Source organism: Bacillus sp. GC_Bacil_1 (genome assembly GCF_026540675.1).
Lineage (GTDB): Bacteria > Bacillota > Bacilli > Bacillales > Bacillaceae_G > Bacillus_A > Bacillus_A cereus.
In genome coordinates this window covers 128,341-146,447 of record NZ_JALNUG010000007.1, presented here as the reverse complement: position 1 = coordinate 146,447, position 18,107 = coordinate 128,341, and the positions used below count along the sequence as shown (strand labels likewise).

Sequence of the window (18,107 nt, the reverse complement as noted above, 5' to 3'; positions counted from 1 at the left end):
CTTATTTTTCTTATAGTAAATGTAAGAAGAAAACACATAGGGGGATTAGAAATGAGTGTTCTTGAAGTAAAAGGATTAACGAAGGTGTACCAATCAAAAGGTTCAGTAGCGACGACTGCTTTAAACGATATAAATTTTAAAATAGAAGAAGGCGAATTTGTAGGGATTATGGGTCCTTCAGGAAGCGGAAAAACGACGCTTTTAAATTTATTAGCAACAATTGATAAGCAAACTTCAGGTCATGTGCTTGTAAATGGTGAAGAAATTAATCAAATGCGTGCTGCAAAATTAGCGGAGTTTCGCCGTACACATTTAGGGTTCATTTTCCAAGATTTTAACTTACTTGATACGTTATCCATTAAAGAAAACATAATTTTACCGCTTGTAATGGCGAAAAAACCTGTAAATGAAATCGATGCGAAAGTACTGGAAATTGCGAAGTTTTTAAGCATCGAAGAAATTTTAAATAAAAAAGTATACGAAGTATCAGGCGGACAACAACAACGTGCAGCAGCAGCGAGAGCAATCATTCATGAACCGACGTTAATTTTAGCAGATGAGCCAACTGGAAACTTAGATTCAAAGTCAGCGAAATCGCTAATGGGCGCTCTACAAGATTTACACGAGCAAAAGAAAGTAACGATTGCAATGGTTACGCACGATCCAGTAGCGGCTAGTTATTGTGAACGTATCCTTTTCATACGCGATGGAGAAATTTTCTCGGAAATACATAAAGGAAGAACGAAACAAGCCTTTTTCCAAGAGATTCTGGACGTACTTGCGATGCTAGGAGGAGAGTATCATGAACTTTCGCCAGCTCGCGCTTAATAACGTAAAAGGAAATTGGCGTAACTATAAAGCGTTTCTTATAAGTAGTTGTTTATCGATTGTCGTATTTTTCATGTATGCTTCTTTTATTTATCATCCAGATGTCGTAAGCGGTAATATTAGTATGAGGAAGATGATCACAAAAGGATTAGAATCGATGAATTATATTGTGGTCATCTTCTCGGCACTCTTTATTTTATATGCAAATTCAACGTTTTTACGAGCAAGAAAAAAAGAGTTTGGTCTACTAACATTAATTGGCGGAACGAAATCGCAGCTCGGCCGAATGATTATATTAGAGCAACTGATGTTAGGTAGTATTGCAATTGTAGTTGGTATTGGGGCTGGAATGCTTTGTTCAAAATTATTTTTCCAAGCGTTAAGCGTATTATTGAAAATAGATAAGACACTTCCACTCGTTTGGAATAGTAAAGCAATTCTTATTACAGCTGGTGTATACTTTATTCTATTTTTAATTCTATCATTGTTTAGTGTTTGGACAGTCGGGCGCTTGCAAATTATTGATTTATTAAGAGAAGCAAGAAAGCAAAAAGTAGAGCCGTTTGCATTTACATGGTTATGTGTAGTTGGTATAGGATGTATTATTGCTGCGTATGTACTTAGCTTCCAAGTAACGTTTCTGAATTTCCTCATCCTCTTTTTACCGGTTGTAGGACTGACAATTGGCGGAACGTATTTACTATTTACACAAGGTAGTACAGTCGTATTAAAAGCATTGCAAAAACGAAAACAATCTTTTTATACGTACCCAAATATGTTCGTCCTTAGTAACCTTATTTATAAAATGAAAGATAATGCTCGTTTTCTATTTGTAATTTCTATTATTACGGCGGTTGTATCCTCGGCAGTTGGCACGCTTTACGTATATTTTGAAAATTTGAGTGCGAAAACGGTAGAACTTACACCACACGCTATTTCATATGAGGAAAAGGGGTTAAATACGCATAGCCTTATTAATGAAGAAAAGGTACAGGAGCTTGTGAAGAGACATGGGTTTGAAGATGCGCGAAAAGTAACCTACGTTAAACTACCGGCAACACAGAAAATAACGTTGTTTAATAGTGAACATGAAGTACCGATGACGATTATTTCAGAAAAAGAATATAATGCAGAAGTGCGTGAACAAAAGAGAGAGCAAGTTACAGAAGTTCATAATGCACCAGGTAGTGCAACAATGGTTATGGTTGATATGTCAAATGAACTGATGAAGCTAGACCGCACGAAACCGTATGAATTTACAATTAACGGACAAAAGCAGTCTGTTCAATTAAATAATCCAACGCAGTATTCTGTTTTTAATGATAGTGAATATCTCGTTGTAAGTGATCAAGATTTTGAGAAGTATGCAAAACTCGTACCAGATGAAGAAAAGACGAAATATTACGGTTATTATATTGAGGATTGGAAAAGTACAGAAGATCTTGTATTAGATTTGAAAAATGAAATTGCACCAGAAAAGCAAGGAGAATTGAGAAATTCAGTGTTTGCGTATAAGGATATAAGAGAAGGTGGAGCGATTACAATGTTCATCGGTTTCTTCGTGGCGGTACTATTCTTCTTCTTCGCTTGTAGTATGACATACTTTAAATGGTTTAACGATAAAGAACAAGATCGCATTCAATTTAAATCGTTAAAGAGAATCGGTATGACAGATAAAGAAATTCGCAAAATTGCGATTCGACAAATGGGAGTTATCTTCTTTATACCAATTTTAATCGGTTCCATTCATAGTGGATTTGCTCTTCATACGTTAGGGAAAATGCTTTATATTAATTTGTGGAAATCAGGTGCGCTTGTAATTGGAGCATACATTTTAGCTTCTGCCATTTACTTTATGATCGCGCAAAGAGGATATTTAAAACACGTAAAAAGCTAGGGGAACCTCTAGCTTTTTGCCTATGTAGTAAGTTACAGGAGGACGATAGATGAACATTCGGCAACTAGCGCTGCAAAATATAAAAGGAAATTGGCGTAATTATAAAGTGTTTTTCTTAAGTAGTTGTTTTGCGATATTTGCATCTTTTGCATATATGTCTGTCATTGTACATCCGTATATGCAAGAGACGATGTGGTATCAAAACGTACGCTGGGGACTTATCATATGTAATGTTATAATTATTTCTTTTTTCGTCATATTTATTTTGTACTCTACTTCTATTTTCATAGAAGCACGTAAGAAAGAATTAGGGTTATATATGTTAATGGGAGCAACGAAGTCTAACGTAATAGGAGTAATTATGACCGAGCAAATATTAATTGGAATTTTTGCTAATATTTTCGGTATAGGGCTGAGCTTGATCTTTTTAAAGCTCTTCTTCATGGTGTTTAGTATGTTACTGGGGCTTCCGAAAGAACTCCCTGTTATATTTGACGTAAGTGCGATTGGTGTAACATTTATTACATATATGGTCGTTTTTATTCTGTTATCTTTTATAAGTGCTTTACGTATATGGAATATAAAAATCATTCGGTTATTGAAAGAATTTCGAACAGATAAAAAAGAGAAGAAAACATCAAAGTGGCTTTGTATATTCGGCTTTATTTGTTTAGGGATAGGATATGCGTTAGCGCTACAAGTGACGGTGGCTACGATAGCAATATACTTTTTCCCTGTGTCTATACTTGTCTTTTTGGGAACGTATTTTTCTTTCGCGCATGGTGCTACCCAAGTGTTAGAAATGATAAAGCGAAATAAAAAGATTATGTATACATATCCATATTTATTTATAGTGAATCAATTGTCACATCGAATGAAGGAAAATGGTCGCTTTTTCTTTCTGATGTCTATGGCAACGACGTTTGTAGTTACGGCAACAGGTACGGTGTTCTTGTATTTTTCTAGCATGCAAGATATGTGGCGAACGGGAGGGGTACACTCGTTTTCGTACATAGAAAAAGGTATTTCTACTTATGAAGTCTTTGAAGAAGGTGCGGTTGAAAAATTACTGAATCAATATGGGTATGATGATTTTCAATATATGAGTTTTGTTGGAGTGTATGCATCCTTTCAGTCTAATAAAGGAGAAACAACAATAGCACCGCTTATAAAAGAAAGTGATTATAACCAAGAAGCGAGGAAACAAAAACAGAAAACATATCATCCTAAAAAAGATACAGTGACACTCGTTTATTATAATAAATACAATAATTCGAATGTATATAATCAAAAAGAGATTCAATTGCAAGTAATGAATCAACCATATCAATTCGTATTTAACGGTCAGAAAGAAGGGGTTCAATTTAACTATCACCCTTCGTACATTAATGGTCTGTTCTTCGTTATGAATGATGAAGACTTTGACAATATAGCAAACAAGGTTCCTGATTCTGAAAAGATGATATATAGAGGCTACACATTATCAAATATCGAAAAGACGAAGAAATTGAATGAAGATTTACGGAAACATATGAAACAAGATAATAATAATGCATTTCGAAGTAATATGGAGTTATATGTAAGTATGAAAGAAGGCGGCGATATTACTCTATTTGTGGGCTCGTTTATTAGTATATTATTCTTTCTTACTTCATGTAGTATCGTGTATTTTAAATGGTTCCATAATATTGCATCGGACCGAAAGCAGTATGGTGCACTCTCTAAACTTGGAATGACGAAGGAAGAAGTATGGAAAATTTCTCGTTGGCAATTATGTATGCTATTTTTTGCGCCAATTATAGTAGGGAGTATGCATAGTGCAGTTGCGTTATATACGTTTCATAATACTTTTTTTATGGATGGATCATTAAAAAAAGTAGGTTTGTTCATTCTGTTTTATATCGTAGCATGTATCATTTATTTCTTTTTCGCTCAAAGAGAATATAAGAAACATTTAGACTAGCAAATGCTAGTCTTTTTTTAATATTCGAAATTTACATAGAAGAATATAAAAAAGTATGGTATAACAGTAAGAAAACGAAAAAGAGGGGAAAAGACGATGATTCGAGTAGGATATTTAGGACCAGAAGCAACATTTACAAATATGGCGGTGAGTCGTTTTTTTCCGGAAGCAGATCATGTACCGTATCGAACGATTCCAGATTGTATAGATGCAGCTGCAAATGAAAATGTAGACTTCGCAGTCGTACCGTTAGAAAATGCAATAGAAGGTTCAGTGAATATAACGGTTGATTATCTTGTACATGAGCAGCCGCTTTCTATTGTAGGAGAAATTACAGTACCAATTCAGCAGCATTTACTTGTACATCCGCAGTATGCAGAAGTGTGGGATGAAGTATATGCGGTGCATTCTCATCCGCATGCCATTGCACAGTGCCATAAGTTTGTAAATGAAGAATTAAAAGGAGTAACTGTTCGAGATATGACATCCACAAGTGCCGCTGCGCAATATGTGAAAGAACATCCTGAAGAAAAAATTGCCGCTATTGCAAATGAAGCAGCTGCAGAAAAATACGGATTAACAATTGTAAGACGTAGTATTCATACGCATAAAAATAATCATACACGCTTCCTAGTGCTCCATAAGAAAAAGAAAGCAATACTCCCGAATAACGGAGAAAACCGCGGAGAGAAAACGACGCTTATGATAACGTTACCTGCAGATTATGCAGGTGCCCTATATCAAGTGCTATCAGCTTTCGCATGGAGAAAATTAAACTTATCAAAAATCGAATCGCGTCCGATGAAAACAGGTCTTGGAAATTACTTTTTCTTAATCGATGTCGATAAAGCATACGATGACGTATTATTGCCAGGCGTAACGATGGAACTTGAAGCACTCGGTTTTTCTGTTACTGTACTGGGGAGTTATTCTTCTTATTGGTTGTAAGATGTAGATGGAATATTTGTATTTGCCTAATCGTCCATATCATTTCATTGCCTAGTATATTTTTTGATAGATTAATAAAATCCCACCTGCAAAAGGTGGGATTCTTTATCCCGCTATTTGCCGGGCAGCCCGATTGGTGAGGGCTGATTAAAGTTTCACTTTATTTTAACTTCGCAAGACGATCTTCTAACTGACCACGCCAAATATCAGCTAGTTCTGGAACAGCAAGAATTTTTTCAATGCCATCTTTATCTTTTCTATTATGAAAATAAATTTCGTTAGAGAACAAAACAGAAACATTGCCGGGTTGACGTTCTAGTAATGTAATTTTAGAATCTTTACGTACAGTACCTTCTTGAAGAACACGGCATAGGTAGCCAGTAAATCCAGTTGCTACAATGCGCGGCAAAATGCCAGGGATGCCAAGACGTTTTGAAATTGTGCTACAAGGTACGCGAGCTTGCGTTACTTGAATGATTGCTTCGCCTAGTTGATATGTATCTCCGATGCATACGTCATGCTCTAACATATTTGTTACGGTAATGTTTTCACCAAATGTGGAAGCGGGAAGCGTAGTTTGAAATTCCTCTTCCCATAGTGCGTAATGCTCGTGTGGGTACACACAAACGGCACGATCAGGTCCCCCGTGATGTTTTAAATCCGCTACGTCATCACCACGAAATCCGTCTTTTGAGAGAAAGGCCTCTTCTGTAGGATCTTTACATATACCTGTTATCATTTCTTTATCTTCGCCATATTTCATTTGTTTCGGTTTGCCAATGCTAAAGTGAACGAGTTCAATTCCCATATGTGATCTCCTTTACGATTGATTACAATATTATAGCATTAAAAAAGCACAGAGAATGATAAAAACTCTGTGCTTTACATTAATAAACGAGAAATCCTGCTTTATCCAGTGCCTCACAAGCAGCATCTAATTTTTCTTTAGAATCTGCCTCGATTGTATGTAAGTGAATACCATCTGTTAGTTGTGAAAGATAGGAAGCATTTGTGTTTTCGATTTTTTGTAAATATTGCTCTACATCAAAGCGATTGCTTACCATAATGGATGCTGTTAAGTCACCGTATACAGGATGCTCAACTTTTACGTCTTTAATCGTAACGCCATGGTCAACAAGCATTGTAAGTTCCTGACGTACTTCTGCTGGTTTATGTTGGCATACAATTACGCGTTCGAAAGTTTGTTGCTTCTCTTGTGGCTTTAAATATAAATAACCTTGAGCAGTCGCAATAATTGGTTCGTTTCGTGCTTTAAGCAAGGAAATATCTTGCACGATAACTTGTCTACTTACGTTCGTCTTTTTCGATAGTTCATTCCCAGATAACGGTTCATTTGCAGCAAGAAGCCACTGGAGGATAAGCTGTCGTCTTTCTTCACCTAAAATCTTTTTTTGTTCATTTTGTTTCATTATGATTTAACACCTCTATAAAATTGATTTCCAATTGTGTGTAGTGCATGAATAGTAGTATCAATTTGATCTTTCGTTGTTTGTTGTCCGAAAGAGAAGCGGACATATTGTTTGGCCTCTTCATACGTTTTTCCAATTGCAAGCATAGTTTTCGAAGGCTCTTGTTTACCGACTTGGCAAGCACTTCCGGTGGAAATGGCAATACCATGACGATTACATTCTAGCATAGTATATTGACCTTCTATTCCTTTTATTGTAACCCCAACAATATGTGGTAAACAAGAAGTAGAATGGCCTTCTACTTCAATTTCTAGCGGAAGTGTTTGTATTTGCTCTAAAAAGTAGGATCGTAACTCTTTAAAACGTAAACTTTCTTCCCATTGAGTTTTTAATATATTTTCAGCAGCTGTTAAAAAAGATGCGATGCCGGGAACATTTACTGTACCTGGGCGAAATCCTTTTTCGTGAGAAGTTCCTGGAAATACTTGTTCCCAGCGAGATTGCGGATTTATGTAGCAAGCGCCGACACCTTTTGGTCCGTATATTTTATGTGCTGAAACAGAAAGACTATCAATCCCCATCTCAAAAACATGGATAGGCAGTTTACCAAACGTTTGCACACAATCCGTATGAAATAAAACATTATATTTTTTTAAAAGTGGCCCGATTTTTGTAATGTTTTGAACGGTTCCGATTTCAGAGTTTCCATGCTGTATACTTGCTAGCACAGTATCTTCTGTAATAGCTGCCTCTAAATCTACTAAACAAATGAGTCCGCTTTTATCAACAGGAATTTCAGTGATCGTATAGCCTTTTGATTTTAGAGATTGAAAATAACTTCGAATGGATGCATGTTCTATAGGTGTCGTAATAATATGCTTCTTATTTCGGACATTTAGAAGTGATTGAATCGCAAGATAGTTCGATTCCGATCCACCGCTTGTGAAAAATACGCCTTGTTCTTTGCCTCCAATCATTTCCGCAAATGTTTTTCGGCAAACTTGTAATAAAGAAGAAGCCGTTCCTCCAATATCATGTAAACTTTGTTCATTTCCGAAGTATTGCGAAGCTGCTTTCATATATGTTTGTAACGCTTCCTCGCTCATAGGTGTAGTAGCTGCATAGTCAAGATATATCATCATGTAAGTTCCTCTCTATAGTAAGAGTTACATTTCTTTTACTTTTTAAATGGTAGTGAAAATAAGAATTATAAAAAAACTCTTGTCATTATTTTAAAACTATGTAAATATAGGTGTCAAGACAGTTGAAAAGTGTAAAGTAGGAGGCAACAATTATGCCAAGTGCAGATGTCTTAATTATTGGAAGTGGCGTTGCGGCACTTCGTGTTGCAAAAGAGATTTGTCACGAAAAGAATGTGATTATTATCACAAAGGAGACAAAACGTAGTAATAATACACATTTAGCTCAAGGTGGAATTGCCGCAGCGGTAGCTACATATGACAATCCTAATGATCATTTTGAAGATACGTTAGTAGCAGGGTGTCATTATAACAATGAAGAAGTGGTCCGTTATTTAGTCGAGGAAGGACCGAAAGAAATTAATAACCTTATTGAAAGAGGAATGAAATTTGATGGAGATGAAACAGGTCCTCATCTTGGAAAAGAAGGAGCGCATCGAAAACGTCGTATTTTACATGCAGGTGGCGATGCAACAGGAAAGAATTTATTAGAGCATCTTATTCAAGAAGTAGCTCCATACGTTACGGTAGTGGAACAGGAAATGGTGCTCGATTTTATTATAGAAAAAGATAAATGTGTTGGGGCTTTAACTCGCAACAATAAAGGAGAACTGAAACGTTACAATGCAGATTATACGGTGTTAGCTTCAGGCGGTATTGGCGGTTTATACGCCTTTACTTCTAATGATGAGACAATTACAGGTGATGGACTTGCAATGGTGTACCGTGCAGGCGGAGAGCTTGTAGATTTAGAGTTTATACAATTTCATCCGACGATGTTATACGTGGGTGGGCGTTGTTCCGGCCTCGTGTCCGAAGCTGTTCGTGGAGAAGGAGCTGTCCTTATAAATGGCAAAGGGCAGCGTTTTATGATGGATATACATTCCGAACAGGATTTAGCGCCTCGTGATGTAGTCGCAAGGGCTATTCATGAACAGCTACTTGCGGGTGAAAAAGTGTACTTAAACATCGAAATGATTCAAAACTTTGAACAACGCTTTCCGACCGTGTCATCGATATGTAAAACGAATGGAGTCGATATAAATAAAAACCTTATTCCAGTCGTGCCCGGTACTCATTTTCACATGGGTGGCGTGAAAACGAACTGTGATGGAGAGACGTCTATTCCGAACCTATACGCAGTCGGAGAAGTAGCTTGTAATGGGGTTCATGGTGCAAATAGATTAGCGAGTAATTCATTATTAGAAGGTCTTGTGTTTGGAGGAAGAATCGGAAGGCACATTTTATCTAGAGAGACAAAAGAAAAGGTGAACATGCTAGCCGACAAAGAAGCAAAGTTTATCGTTCTGAATCATTTACCGACGAAAGAAGAAATACAAAAATGTATGATGAAATATGTTGGGATTGTGCGAACAGAGCAAAGCTTATTTTATGCGAAGAGATGGCTTAGTAAGTACGGTGTTCGAAATATGATATTACAACATGATGTTCTTACGAATGAAGAGATAACGCTTATTAATATGTTAACAGTTTGTGAGCTTATAGTTGTTTCAGCCCTGCAAAGAGAAGAAAGTATTGGCGGGCATTACCGAAGTGATTATCCAGATAGAAATATAGGAAAGAAAGAGATTGTTCGAGTAAAGAGAAAACTACAACTTGTGTGATGAGGGGAAGAGGGGCTTTATGAACACGATAAAAGTTAAAGAAGCATTAAATCGATTTTTTTTAGAAGATATAGGAGAAAGAGATGTAACATCTCAGCTTATTTTTCCAGATAACTTACTTTCGAAAGGAACGTTTCTTGCGAAGGATACAGGGGTCTTTGCAGGACGTTTAGTAATTGAATCAGGATTTAAATTAATTGATGAGAGAATTGAAGTAGAGCTTCATAAAAAAGATGGAGATCTTGTAGAAAAAGGCGAAATCATTGCAACTGTGCAAGGGCCAATTGCATCGTTATTAACAGCAGAGCGCGTTATATTAAACGTTATTCAGCGTATGAGCGGAATAGCGACGATGACGCGTAAAGCGGTTCTTGCTTTAGATAGTAGCCATACTCGCATTTGTGATACGCGAAAAACGATGCCAGGACTACGTATGTTTGATAAGTATGCAGTCGTGTGTGGTGGTGGATTTAATCATCGCTTCGGTTTATATGATGGTGTCATGATTAAAGACAATCATATTGTGTTTGCTGGTTCTATTACAAAAGCTGTTACATCAGTGAAAGAAAAGTTAGGACATATGGTGAAAGTAGAAGTAGAAACAGAAACTGAGGAACAGGTGAGAGAGGCTGTTGCTGCTGGTGCGGATATTATTATGTTCGATAATCGTACGCCAGATGAAATCCGGGAGTTTTCAAAAATTGTACCAAGCGCTATCGTTACAGAAGCTTCAGGGGGCATCACAATTGAAGATTTATCGAAATACGGAAAAACAGGGGTAGATTATATTTCACTTGGAGCGTTAACACATTCAGTGAAAGCACTTGATATTAGTTTCAATATTGAAGGGTAAGGAAAGTGGCTTAGAGGGGGAGAAACGTATATGAGTATTTTAGAACAAGTACAGCCAATTGAAACGATGTTACCAGAGCGTTATTACACGATGTCAACGGAAGATATGGAAAAGCGTGTTCGTGAAATTAAAGAGAAGATGGGGAAAATGTTATTCATTCCAGGGCATCATTATCAAAAAGATGAAGTGGTACAATTTTCAGATGCAGCAGGGGATTCACTTCAGCTTGCGCAAGTTGCAGCGAGCAATAAAGACGCAAAATATATTGTGTTTTGCGGGGTACACTTTATGGCGGAAACAGCAGATATGTTAACGACAGATGATCAAGTTGTTATCTTACCAGATATGCGTGCAGGTTGTTCGATGGCGGATATGGCAGATATTGAACAAACAGAAAGAGCGTGGAAAGAGTTAAAGAAATTATTTGGAGATACGATGATTCCGTTAACATATGTGAACTCTACAGCTGCAATTAAAGCGTTTTGTGGTCGTAACGGAGGAGCAACAGTAACTTCTTCTAATGCAAAGCAAATGGTATCTTGGGCGTTTACTCAAAAAGAGCGTCTCGTCTTTTTACCAGATCAACATTTAGGGAGAAATACAGCGTACGATTTAGGTATCCCGTTAGATAAAATGGCAGTATGGGACCCACACACAGATTCATTAGAGTACGATGGGGATATAGAAGAAATTCAAGTGATTTTATGGAAAGGGCATTGTTCTGTTCATCAAAATTTTACAGTGAAGAACATTGAGAGCGTACGAAAAAATCATCCTGATATGAATATTATTGTACATCCAGAATGTTGCTATGAAGTGGTAGCTGCTTCAGATTATGCAGGCTCAACGAAGTATATTATTGATATGATTGAATCGGCGCCATCTGGTAGCAAATGGGCGATTGGTACAGAAATGAATTTAGTGAACCGAATTATTCAGCAACATCCAGATAAAGAAATTGTTTCACTTAATCCATTTATGTGTCCATGCTTAACGATGAACCGAATTGATTTGCCTCACTTATTATGGGTACTTGAAACGATAGAAAGAGGAGAAGAAATTAACGTTATTAGCGTAGATAAACAAGTAACGGCAGAAGCGGTTCTTGCATTAAATCGTATGTTAGAGCGTGTGTAAAGCAACGGTATTCCCGTTGCTTTTTTTCATACATATAATCATAACAAGAACAAAATGGGCATACATTGTGTTGAAGAAATCATTGTGGTTCTTTATGCTTATTCCACTTCGAATGATATTGAAAATCGAAGAAGTGATAAAAGTGAAAAGAAGTTAATGTTATTTAGAAAGAGTTACTTCATGAGATTTGTTACTTATAGATAAGTTATACAGGAGGGGGAAAATTTGAAAATTCATATCGTGCAAAAAGGGGATACCCTTTGGAAAATTGCGAAAAAGTACGGAGTGGATTTTGACACGTTGAAAAAAACAAATGCACAACTTAGTAATCCAGATTTAATCATGCCAGGTATGAAAATTAAAGTGCCATCAAAGAGTATTCACATGAAACAACAGGCTGGAGCAGGTTCAGCGCCTCCAAAGCAATACGTAAAAGAAGTGCAGCAAAAAGAATTTGCAGCAACACCAACTCCGCTTGGAATAGAAGATGAAGAAGAAGTTACGTATCAATCAGCACCAATTACACAGCAGCCAGCTATGCAACAAACACAAAAAGAAGTGCAAGTAAAACCGCAGAAGGAAATGCAGGTAAAGCCGCAAAAAGAAGTACAGGTGAAACCGCAAAAAGAGGTGCAAAAAGAACAGCCAATTCAAAAAGAGAAACCAGTTGAAAAACCGTCTGTTATTCAAAAACCACCTGTGATAGAAAAACAAAAACCGGCGGAAAAAGAAAACACGAAGTTTTCGGTAAATGTATTGCCACAGCCGCCACAACCACCAATAAAACCGAAAAAAGAATATAAAATTTCAGATGTAATAAAAAAAGGAAGCGAGTTAATTGCTCCTCAAATTAGTAAAATGAAACCTAACAATATCATTTCTCCGCAAACGAAAAAAAATAATATAGTATCGCCGCAAGTGAAGAAAGAGAATGTAGGTAATATAATAACGCCGCAAGTGAAGAAAGAAAATGTAGGGAATATAGTGTCACCGCAAGTCAAGAAAGAAAATGTAGGAAATATAATGTCACCACAAGTGAAGAAAGAAAATGTAGGGAATATAGTGTCACCACAAGTGAAGAAAGAAAATGTAGGGAATATAGTGTCACCACAAGTGAAGAAAGAGAATATAGGGAATATAATATCGCCACAAGTGAAGAAAGAAAACGTAGGGAATATAGTGTCGCCACAAGTGAAGAAAGAAAACGTAGGGAATATAGTGTCACCACAAGTAAAGAAAGAAAACGTAGGGAATATAGTGTCACCAAATGTATCGAAAGAAAATGTAGTTATTCCACAAGTCATACCGCCAAATATTCAAATGCCAAATATGATGCCGATTATGGATAACAACCAACCACCGAATATAATGCCAATCATGGATAACAACCAACCACCGAATATGATGCCGATAATGGATAACAACCAACCACCGAATATGATGCCGATTATGGATAACAACCAACCACCGAATATAATGCCAATTATGGATAACAACCAACCACCGAATATAATGCCAATTATGGATAACAATCAAATGCCGAATATGATGCCAATTATGGATAACAATCAAATGCCGAATATGATGCCGATAATGGATAACAATCAAATGCCGAATATGATGCCGATAATGGATAACAATCAAATGCCGAATATGATGCCGATAATGGATAACAACCAACCACCGAATATGATGCCAATTATGGATAACAATCAAATGCCGAATATGATGCCAATTATGGATAACAATCAAATGCCGAATATGATGCCAATTATGGATAACAATCAAATGCCGAATATGATGCCGATAATGGATAACAATCAACCACCGAATATGATGCCATATCAAATGCCGTATCAACAGCCCATGATGCCGCCGAATCCGTATTATCAACAACCAAATCCATATCAAATGCCATATCAGCAAGGAGCGCCGTTTGGACCACAATATACGTCTATGCCAAATCCGAATATGATGCCAATGGATAATAATATGCCGCCGCTTGTGCAGGGTGAGGAAGATTGTGGATGCGGAGGAGAAAGTAGACTATATAGTCCACAACCAGGTGGTCCGCAATATGCGAATCCTTTATATTATCAACCAACTCAGTCTGCATATGCACCACAGCCAGGAACGATGTATTATCAACCAGATCCACCAAATGTATTTGGAGAGCCCGTTTCAGAAGAAGAGGACGAAGAAGTTTAAAAAGGCGGGAGTATTCCCGCCTTTTTTGCATTCGTGTTAATTAAGAAAATGCAGTTTTTTTATGAAGTGCTAGAAAATTCCCAGTGAAATATTAACAGTGTAAAAACCTTCTCTGTTACTCATCATAAGAGGGAGCTTTTCAGTAGAGAAGCTCATTCTAACAGAGGGGGTTTTTGTATTGAATACGAAAGTAAAAGTGATTGCTGCTTCTTTGTTAGTTACCAGTGCATTAGCTGCATGTGGTACACCGAAAGATAACAATGCAATGGATGGACGTAACTACAATTACGAACGTACATCTTATAATGATACACACCAGTATCGTGATAATGTGACACGTAATGATCGTTATACAGATTATGTAACATATAGAAATGGTCGTAACGATACAGGATACAATTATTATCGAGATGTAAATTACAATGGACAAATTGCTAATCCGCATCCAACTCGTAATATTACAATGAACAATTCATACATTAACAATGATGGTAAAACAGCTGAAAGAATAACAAATCGTGTGAAACGTATGAATAACGTAGACCGTGTGTCTACAGTTGTATATGGAAACGATGTAGCGATTGCGGTAAAACCACGTAACACAGTGACAAATGAAACGGCGATGGCGAACGAAATTCGTCAAGCGGTTTCAAATGAAGTTGGAAACAGAAACGTATATGTTTCTGTAAGAAATGATATGTTTACTCGTGTCGATGCAATGAGTACGCGTCTACGTAACGGTACAGTTACAAACGATTTTAATCGTGACATAGTGAATATGTTCCGAGACATTCGTTACGGTTTAACTGGTACAGTGCGATAACAAAACAAAAGAGGAAGGGTGAGCCCTTCCTCTTTATTCATCGTTGTCTTGTAAACGACGTTTTTTAATAAAATAACTAACGGAGTAAGAAACTAAAAAGCATATGAAAAGAATACTACCTGTTAAAATAGCTTCAAACAGTGGTCTTTCTGGACTGAAAATAATATAAATAATAGCCATAACGATTCCTACAATAAGGGAGCGGAAGACAAGTTTATAATAAGGAGTTGACTTTATTTCCTTTTCACTTTCTTCTACATCGATTGAAACACTTAACTGTAAATAACTAAGGACGATACTTGTAAGAATAAATAATAGCCATAATGGAGATTTCGTAATTTGATCCATTCCTTCAGTGAATCCGATATAGCCTAAAATGCCAATTATACCAAGCGATTGAAAAAGAAAGGCAATACGTATGTTTTTTAATGTTTTCAGAATGAGACGTTCATCCTTTATTTTTTTCACAATATCCATCTCCTGTTTATTATGATTTCGCTGTTATATTAATTGTAACATATATATTACTTTTATCAATTTATAATTTACATATTATTCAGTTGGATAAAAGAGGGAATAAAATATTTTTATAAACATGTTGCACTTATAATTTATTAATGTTATATTAATAAAGCGATGAGCTAATTTACGTAAGACGAGAGATATGCTTAAGTGCTAAACACGCGAATGTGGTCGCCTGGTCTCTCGCCGTAAACGCATCAAGACGCCTGCTTTGCAGGCGTCTTTCATTTTATATAAAAGTAAATGATACATGCAGATGAGGTAAACCCTTATCTGCATTTTTTATTTTTCGAAAGAAATGTAATATGGATAAAACCACCATTTCCGGAAAAACTACTAATGAAAGTATGATCTTGCCTAAAAGAGGTGAACGGAAATGAAATGGATACTGATTGCGATGCAAGCTTTCGTTATGATGTTTTGTTTCGTTTATGAAACGAATGTGAAGGCGGAAGGGCCAGTACCAGAAGTAACGGAAAAAGAACCTGAGGTTACAATTTTATTAGAGCGTATGTATGTTGATGGAGAAGTAAGTGAGGAAATACTTACAGAAAAAGTAGCGGATTTAGAAAAGTTTTTACAGCAATATAAAGAATGGCAACTTGTTGATCGTGATGATGTACAAATCGTATTACAAAAGAAAGTTGATGATATTTCTCCGTTATTGAAAACGAGCGGATATTTTGGTGTTTCAGAGGAAGGGATATTACAAATTTTCAAAGGTGTGCCAAAAAGTGATAATGCGATCCATTCTTTCTTTCAAATTGATATGAAAAAGCTTGAGAGTTATGAGCGTGCGAAATTGAAGCGTGGTATTCGGATTAAATCAAAAGAAGGTTTTGTAAAGACGATTGAAAAAATGAAACAATACGCAGTGCAAAATAAGAAAAAAAGCAGCTCATGGTGAGCTGCTTTTTCTTACTTATTTTTAGCTAAAATCTCTTTTGCGATTTCATCAATTAGCATATCTTTTCCAATTGGATTGAATGCTTTCGTATTGAAGACTTCATTTGATACTTCATATACGTGATTATTTTTAACTGCTTTATTGTCTTTCCAAACGGCACTGTTTTTGTAGTCTTCGTACACTTTATCAGCTTCGCCGCCGAAGTTTACAATAAACATTTGATCAGGCTGGAATGCAACTAGACCTTCTAGTGATACTTGCGCCATCGTTTGTTTTAAATCTGTACCTTTTGTTGCAGGAAGTTTTAAGTCGTTAAAGATGATGTCACCGTATCCGAAGCTGCCGTATACACGGAAGTTTTGAGGTGTAACTGCAACGAACATAAAGTTCTCATCTTTTGTTTTCTCTTTAATTTTTTTAGATAAAGAGTCTGCTTTCTTATCGTAGTCTGCAATCCATTTGTCTGCTTTCTTCTCTTCGTCAAATAGCTTACCTACTTCTTTAAACTTACCACGCCAGTCTTCTAAGTTTGTTTCTAGAACAACTGTAGGTGCAACCTTTTCTAGTTGATCATAAATTTTTAATTGACGGTTGTTTAAAATTATTAAGTCTGGTTTTAAAGCAGTAACAGCTTCTAAATCAACTTTAGGTGCCCAGTACCAACCAACTGCTTTTACTCCATCTAATTTGTCTGTTAAGTGATTTTGGATTTTATCTTTATATGTATTTGCTGTACCAACAGGTTTGTGTCCAAGAAGTAATAGTTCTTCTGTTGATCCAGATAAGTCAACAATTCTCTTTGGATTTACTGGAATTGTAGCTTCACCTTTAGCATGTTTTACAACTTTTGTTTTCGGTTGTTCTTTTGCTTTTGATTCTTCTTTTTGAGAAGAACAGCCAACGATAGAAAGAACAACAAGCATAATAGTAAATAAAATAAATAGCTTACGTTTCATCCTGATGTAACCCCTTTAATTAGTATTGATAATCATTATCGACCTCTGTATATTAAGGTGCTTTAACCTTTCTGTCAATGGAAAATAACAGAAGTTTCAAGTGGAGAACATTTGTTGGGGCAGTCTCGCTTTTCTATCATTAAATATGTTAAAATGGAATACATGATTTAAGAGGGAGAGATCGTATTTTGTTTGAATATGTTACAGGTTACGTGGAGTATGTAGGGCCGGAATATGTCGTAATTGACCATAATGGAATTGGTTATCAAATTTTCACACCGAATCCTTATGTATTTCAAAGAAGTAAGCAAGAAATCCGTGTCTATACATATCATTATGTGAGAGAAGATATTATGGCACTTTACGGGTTTAAAACACGTGAAGAGCGTTTATTATTTACAAAGTTGTTAGGCGTGTCTGGCATTGGGCCAAAAGGCGCTCTTGCAATTTTAGCTTCTGGTCAAACAGGACAGGTCGTTCAAGCGATTGAGCATGAAGATGAGAAGTTTTTAGTGAAATTCCCAGGCGTCGGAAAGAAAACAGCACGCCAAATGATTTTAGATTTAAAAGGAAAACTAGCAGATGTCGTACCAGATGCATTTGTGGATTTATTCTCAGACACAGAACGTTTTGATGAGAAGAAAGGTTCATCAGCTGAGCTTGATGAGGCACTGGAAGCTCTGCGCGCACTTGGATACGCAGAACGCGAAGTTTCTCGCGTTGTACCAGAGTTATTAAAAGAATCATTAACGACGGATCAGTATATTAAAAAGGCACTTAGTCTTTTACTAAATGGTAAGAGGTGAGTATA

At 36.5% G+C, this 18,107-nt stretch carries 15 protein-coding genes and 1 pseudogene; 11 read left to right on the top strand and 5 right to left on the bottom strand.

Features of this window, described 5'->3' with window-relative positions:
• Positions 1-51 precede the first annotated feature (51 nt).
• From OXT04_RS13215 to pheA, 4 genes are all read left to right on the top strand, one after another.
• Positions 52-828, top strand: coding sequence for an ABC transporter ATP-binding protein (locus OXT04_RS13215; RefSeq protein ID WP_000114526.1), 777 nt, complete (start codon positions 52-54; stop codon positions 826-828).
• Positions 803-2,725, top strand: a complete 1,923-nt coding sequence (locus OXT04_RS13210) for an ABC transporter permease (RefSeq protein WP_267415193.1) — start codon at positions 803-805, stop codon at positions 2,723-2,725. The genes OXT04_RS13215 and OXT04_RS13210 overlap by 26 nt, the downstream gene beginning before the upstream one ends.
• Positions 2,726-2,774: 49 nt before the next feature.
• Entirely contained in the window at positions 2,775-4,688 is a 1,914-nt protein-coding gene (locus tag OXT04_RS13205) for an ABC transporter permease (RefSeq protein ID WP_267415191.1), read from the top strand.
• Positions 4,689-4,784: 96 nt separating this feature from the next.
• Entirely contained in the window at positions 4,785-5,636 is an 852-nt protein-coding gene (pheA, locus tag OXT04_RS13200) for a prephenate dehydratase (protein ID WP_065229389.1), read from the top strand.
• A gap of 160 nt (positions 5,637-5,796) precedes the next feature.
• Here pheA and OXT04_RS13195 read toward each other — a convergent pair whose 3' ends face one another.
• From OXT04_RS13195 to OXT04_RS13185, 3 genes are all read right to left on the bottom strand, one after another.
• A complete protein-coding gene (locus tag OXT04_RS13195) occupies positions 5,797-6,444 on the bottom strand; it encodes an MOSC domain-containing protein (RefSeq protein WP_023523107.1) in 648 nt (215 codons plus the stop codon).
• Positions 6,445-6,523: 79 nt separating this feature from the next.
• Positions 6,524-7,066: a transcription repressor NadR gene (locus OXT04_RS13190; protein WP_000812275.1), complete on the bottom strand. Its 543-nt coding sequence runs from the start codon at positions 7,064-7,066 to the stop codon at positions 6,524-6,526.
• A complete protein-coding gene (locus OXT04_RS13185) occupies positions 7,066-8,208 on the bottom strand; it encodes an IscS subfamily cysteine desulfurase (protein WP_267415188.1) in 1,143 nt (380 codons plus the stop codon). The genes OXT04_RS13190 and OXT04_RS13185 overlap by 1 nt, the downstream gene beginning before the upstream one ends.
• A 152-nt stretch (positions 8,209-8,360) precedes the next feature.
• On the opposite strand from OXT04_RS13185, the gene nadB reads away from it, so the two are divergent.
• From nadB to OXT04_RS13160, 5 genes and pseudogenes are all read left to right on the top strand, one after another.
• Positions 8,361-9,890: an L-aspartate oxidase gene (nadB, locus tag OXT04_RS13180; protein ID WP_001138545.1), complete on the top strand. Its 1,530-nt coding sequence runs from the start codon at positions 8,361-8,363 to the stop codon at positions 9,888-9,890.
• Between the two features lie 19 nt (positions 9,891-9,909).
• On the top strand, positions 9,910-10,743 hold the full coding sequence (gene nadC / locus OXT04_RS13175; RefSeq protein WP_001092229.1) for a carboxylating nicotinate-nucleotide diphosphorylase: 834 nt from the start codon (positions 9,910-9,912) through the stop codon (positions 10,741-10,743).
• Positions 10,744-10,773: 30 nt separating this feature from the next.
• Positions 10,774-11,880: a quinolinate synthase NadA gene (gene nadA, locus OXT04_RS13170; RefSeq protein WP_000025335.1), complete on the top strand. Its 1,107-nt coding sequence runs from the start codon at positions 10,774-10,776 to the stop codon at positions 11,878-11,880.
• Positions 11,881-12,105: 225 nt separating this feature from the next.
• A pseudogene (safA, locus tag OXT04_RS29925) lies at positions 12,106-12,256 on the top strand (SafA/ExsA family spore coat assembly protein); the annotation flags it as partial.
• A gap of 2,010 nt (positions 12,257-14,266) precedes the next feature.
• A complete protein-coding gene (locus OXT04_RS13160) occupies positions 14,267-14,911 on the top strand; it encodes a YhcN/YlaJ family sporulation lipoprotein (RefSeq protein WP_001093537.1) in 645 nt (214 codons plus the stop codon).
• A gap of 33 nt (positions 14,912-14,944) precedes the next feature.
• Here OXT04_RS13160 and OXT04_RS13155 read toward each other — a convergent pair whose 3' ends face one another.
• A complete protein-coding gene (locus tag OXT04_RS13155) occupies positions 14,945-15,379 on the bottom strand; it encodes a hypothetical protein (RefSeq protein ID WP_000721216.1) in 435 nt (144 codons plus the stop codon).
• Positions 15,380-15,809: 430 nt separating this feature from the next.
• On the opposite strand from OXT04_RS13155, the gene OXT04_RS13150 reads away from it, so the two are divergent.
• Positions 15,810-16,340 (top strand): BofC C-terminal domain-containing protein, encoded by a 531-nt coding sequence (locus OXT04_RS13150; RefSeq protein WP_000871172.1) that lies wholly within the window; start codon positions 15,810-15,812, stop codon positions 16,338-16,340.
• A gap of 11 nt (positions 16,341-16,351) precedes the next feature.
• Here OXT04_RS13150 and OXT04_RS13145 read toward each other — a convergent pair whose 3' ends face one another.
• Complete coding sequence (locus OXT04_RS13145) at positions 16,352-17,296, bottom strand: iron-hydroxamate ABC transporter substrate-binding protein (protein WP_000823606.1); 945 nt, start codon at positions 17,294-17,296, stop codon at positions 16,352-16,354.
• Positions 17,297-17,484: 188 nt separating this feature from the next.
• On the opposite strand from OXT04_RS13145, the gene ruvA reads away from it, so the two are divergent.
• Positions 17,485-18,102, top strand: a complete 618-nt coding sequence (ruvA, locus tag OXT04_RS13140; protein ID WP_000464511.1) for a Holliday junction DNA helicase RuvA — start codon at positions 17,485-17,487, stop codon at positions 18,100-18,102.
• Positions 18,103-18,107 lie beyond the last annotated feature (5 nt).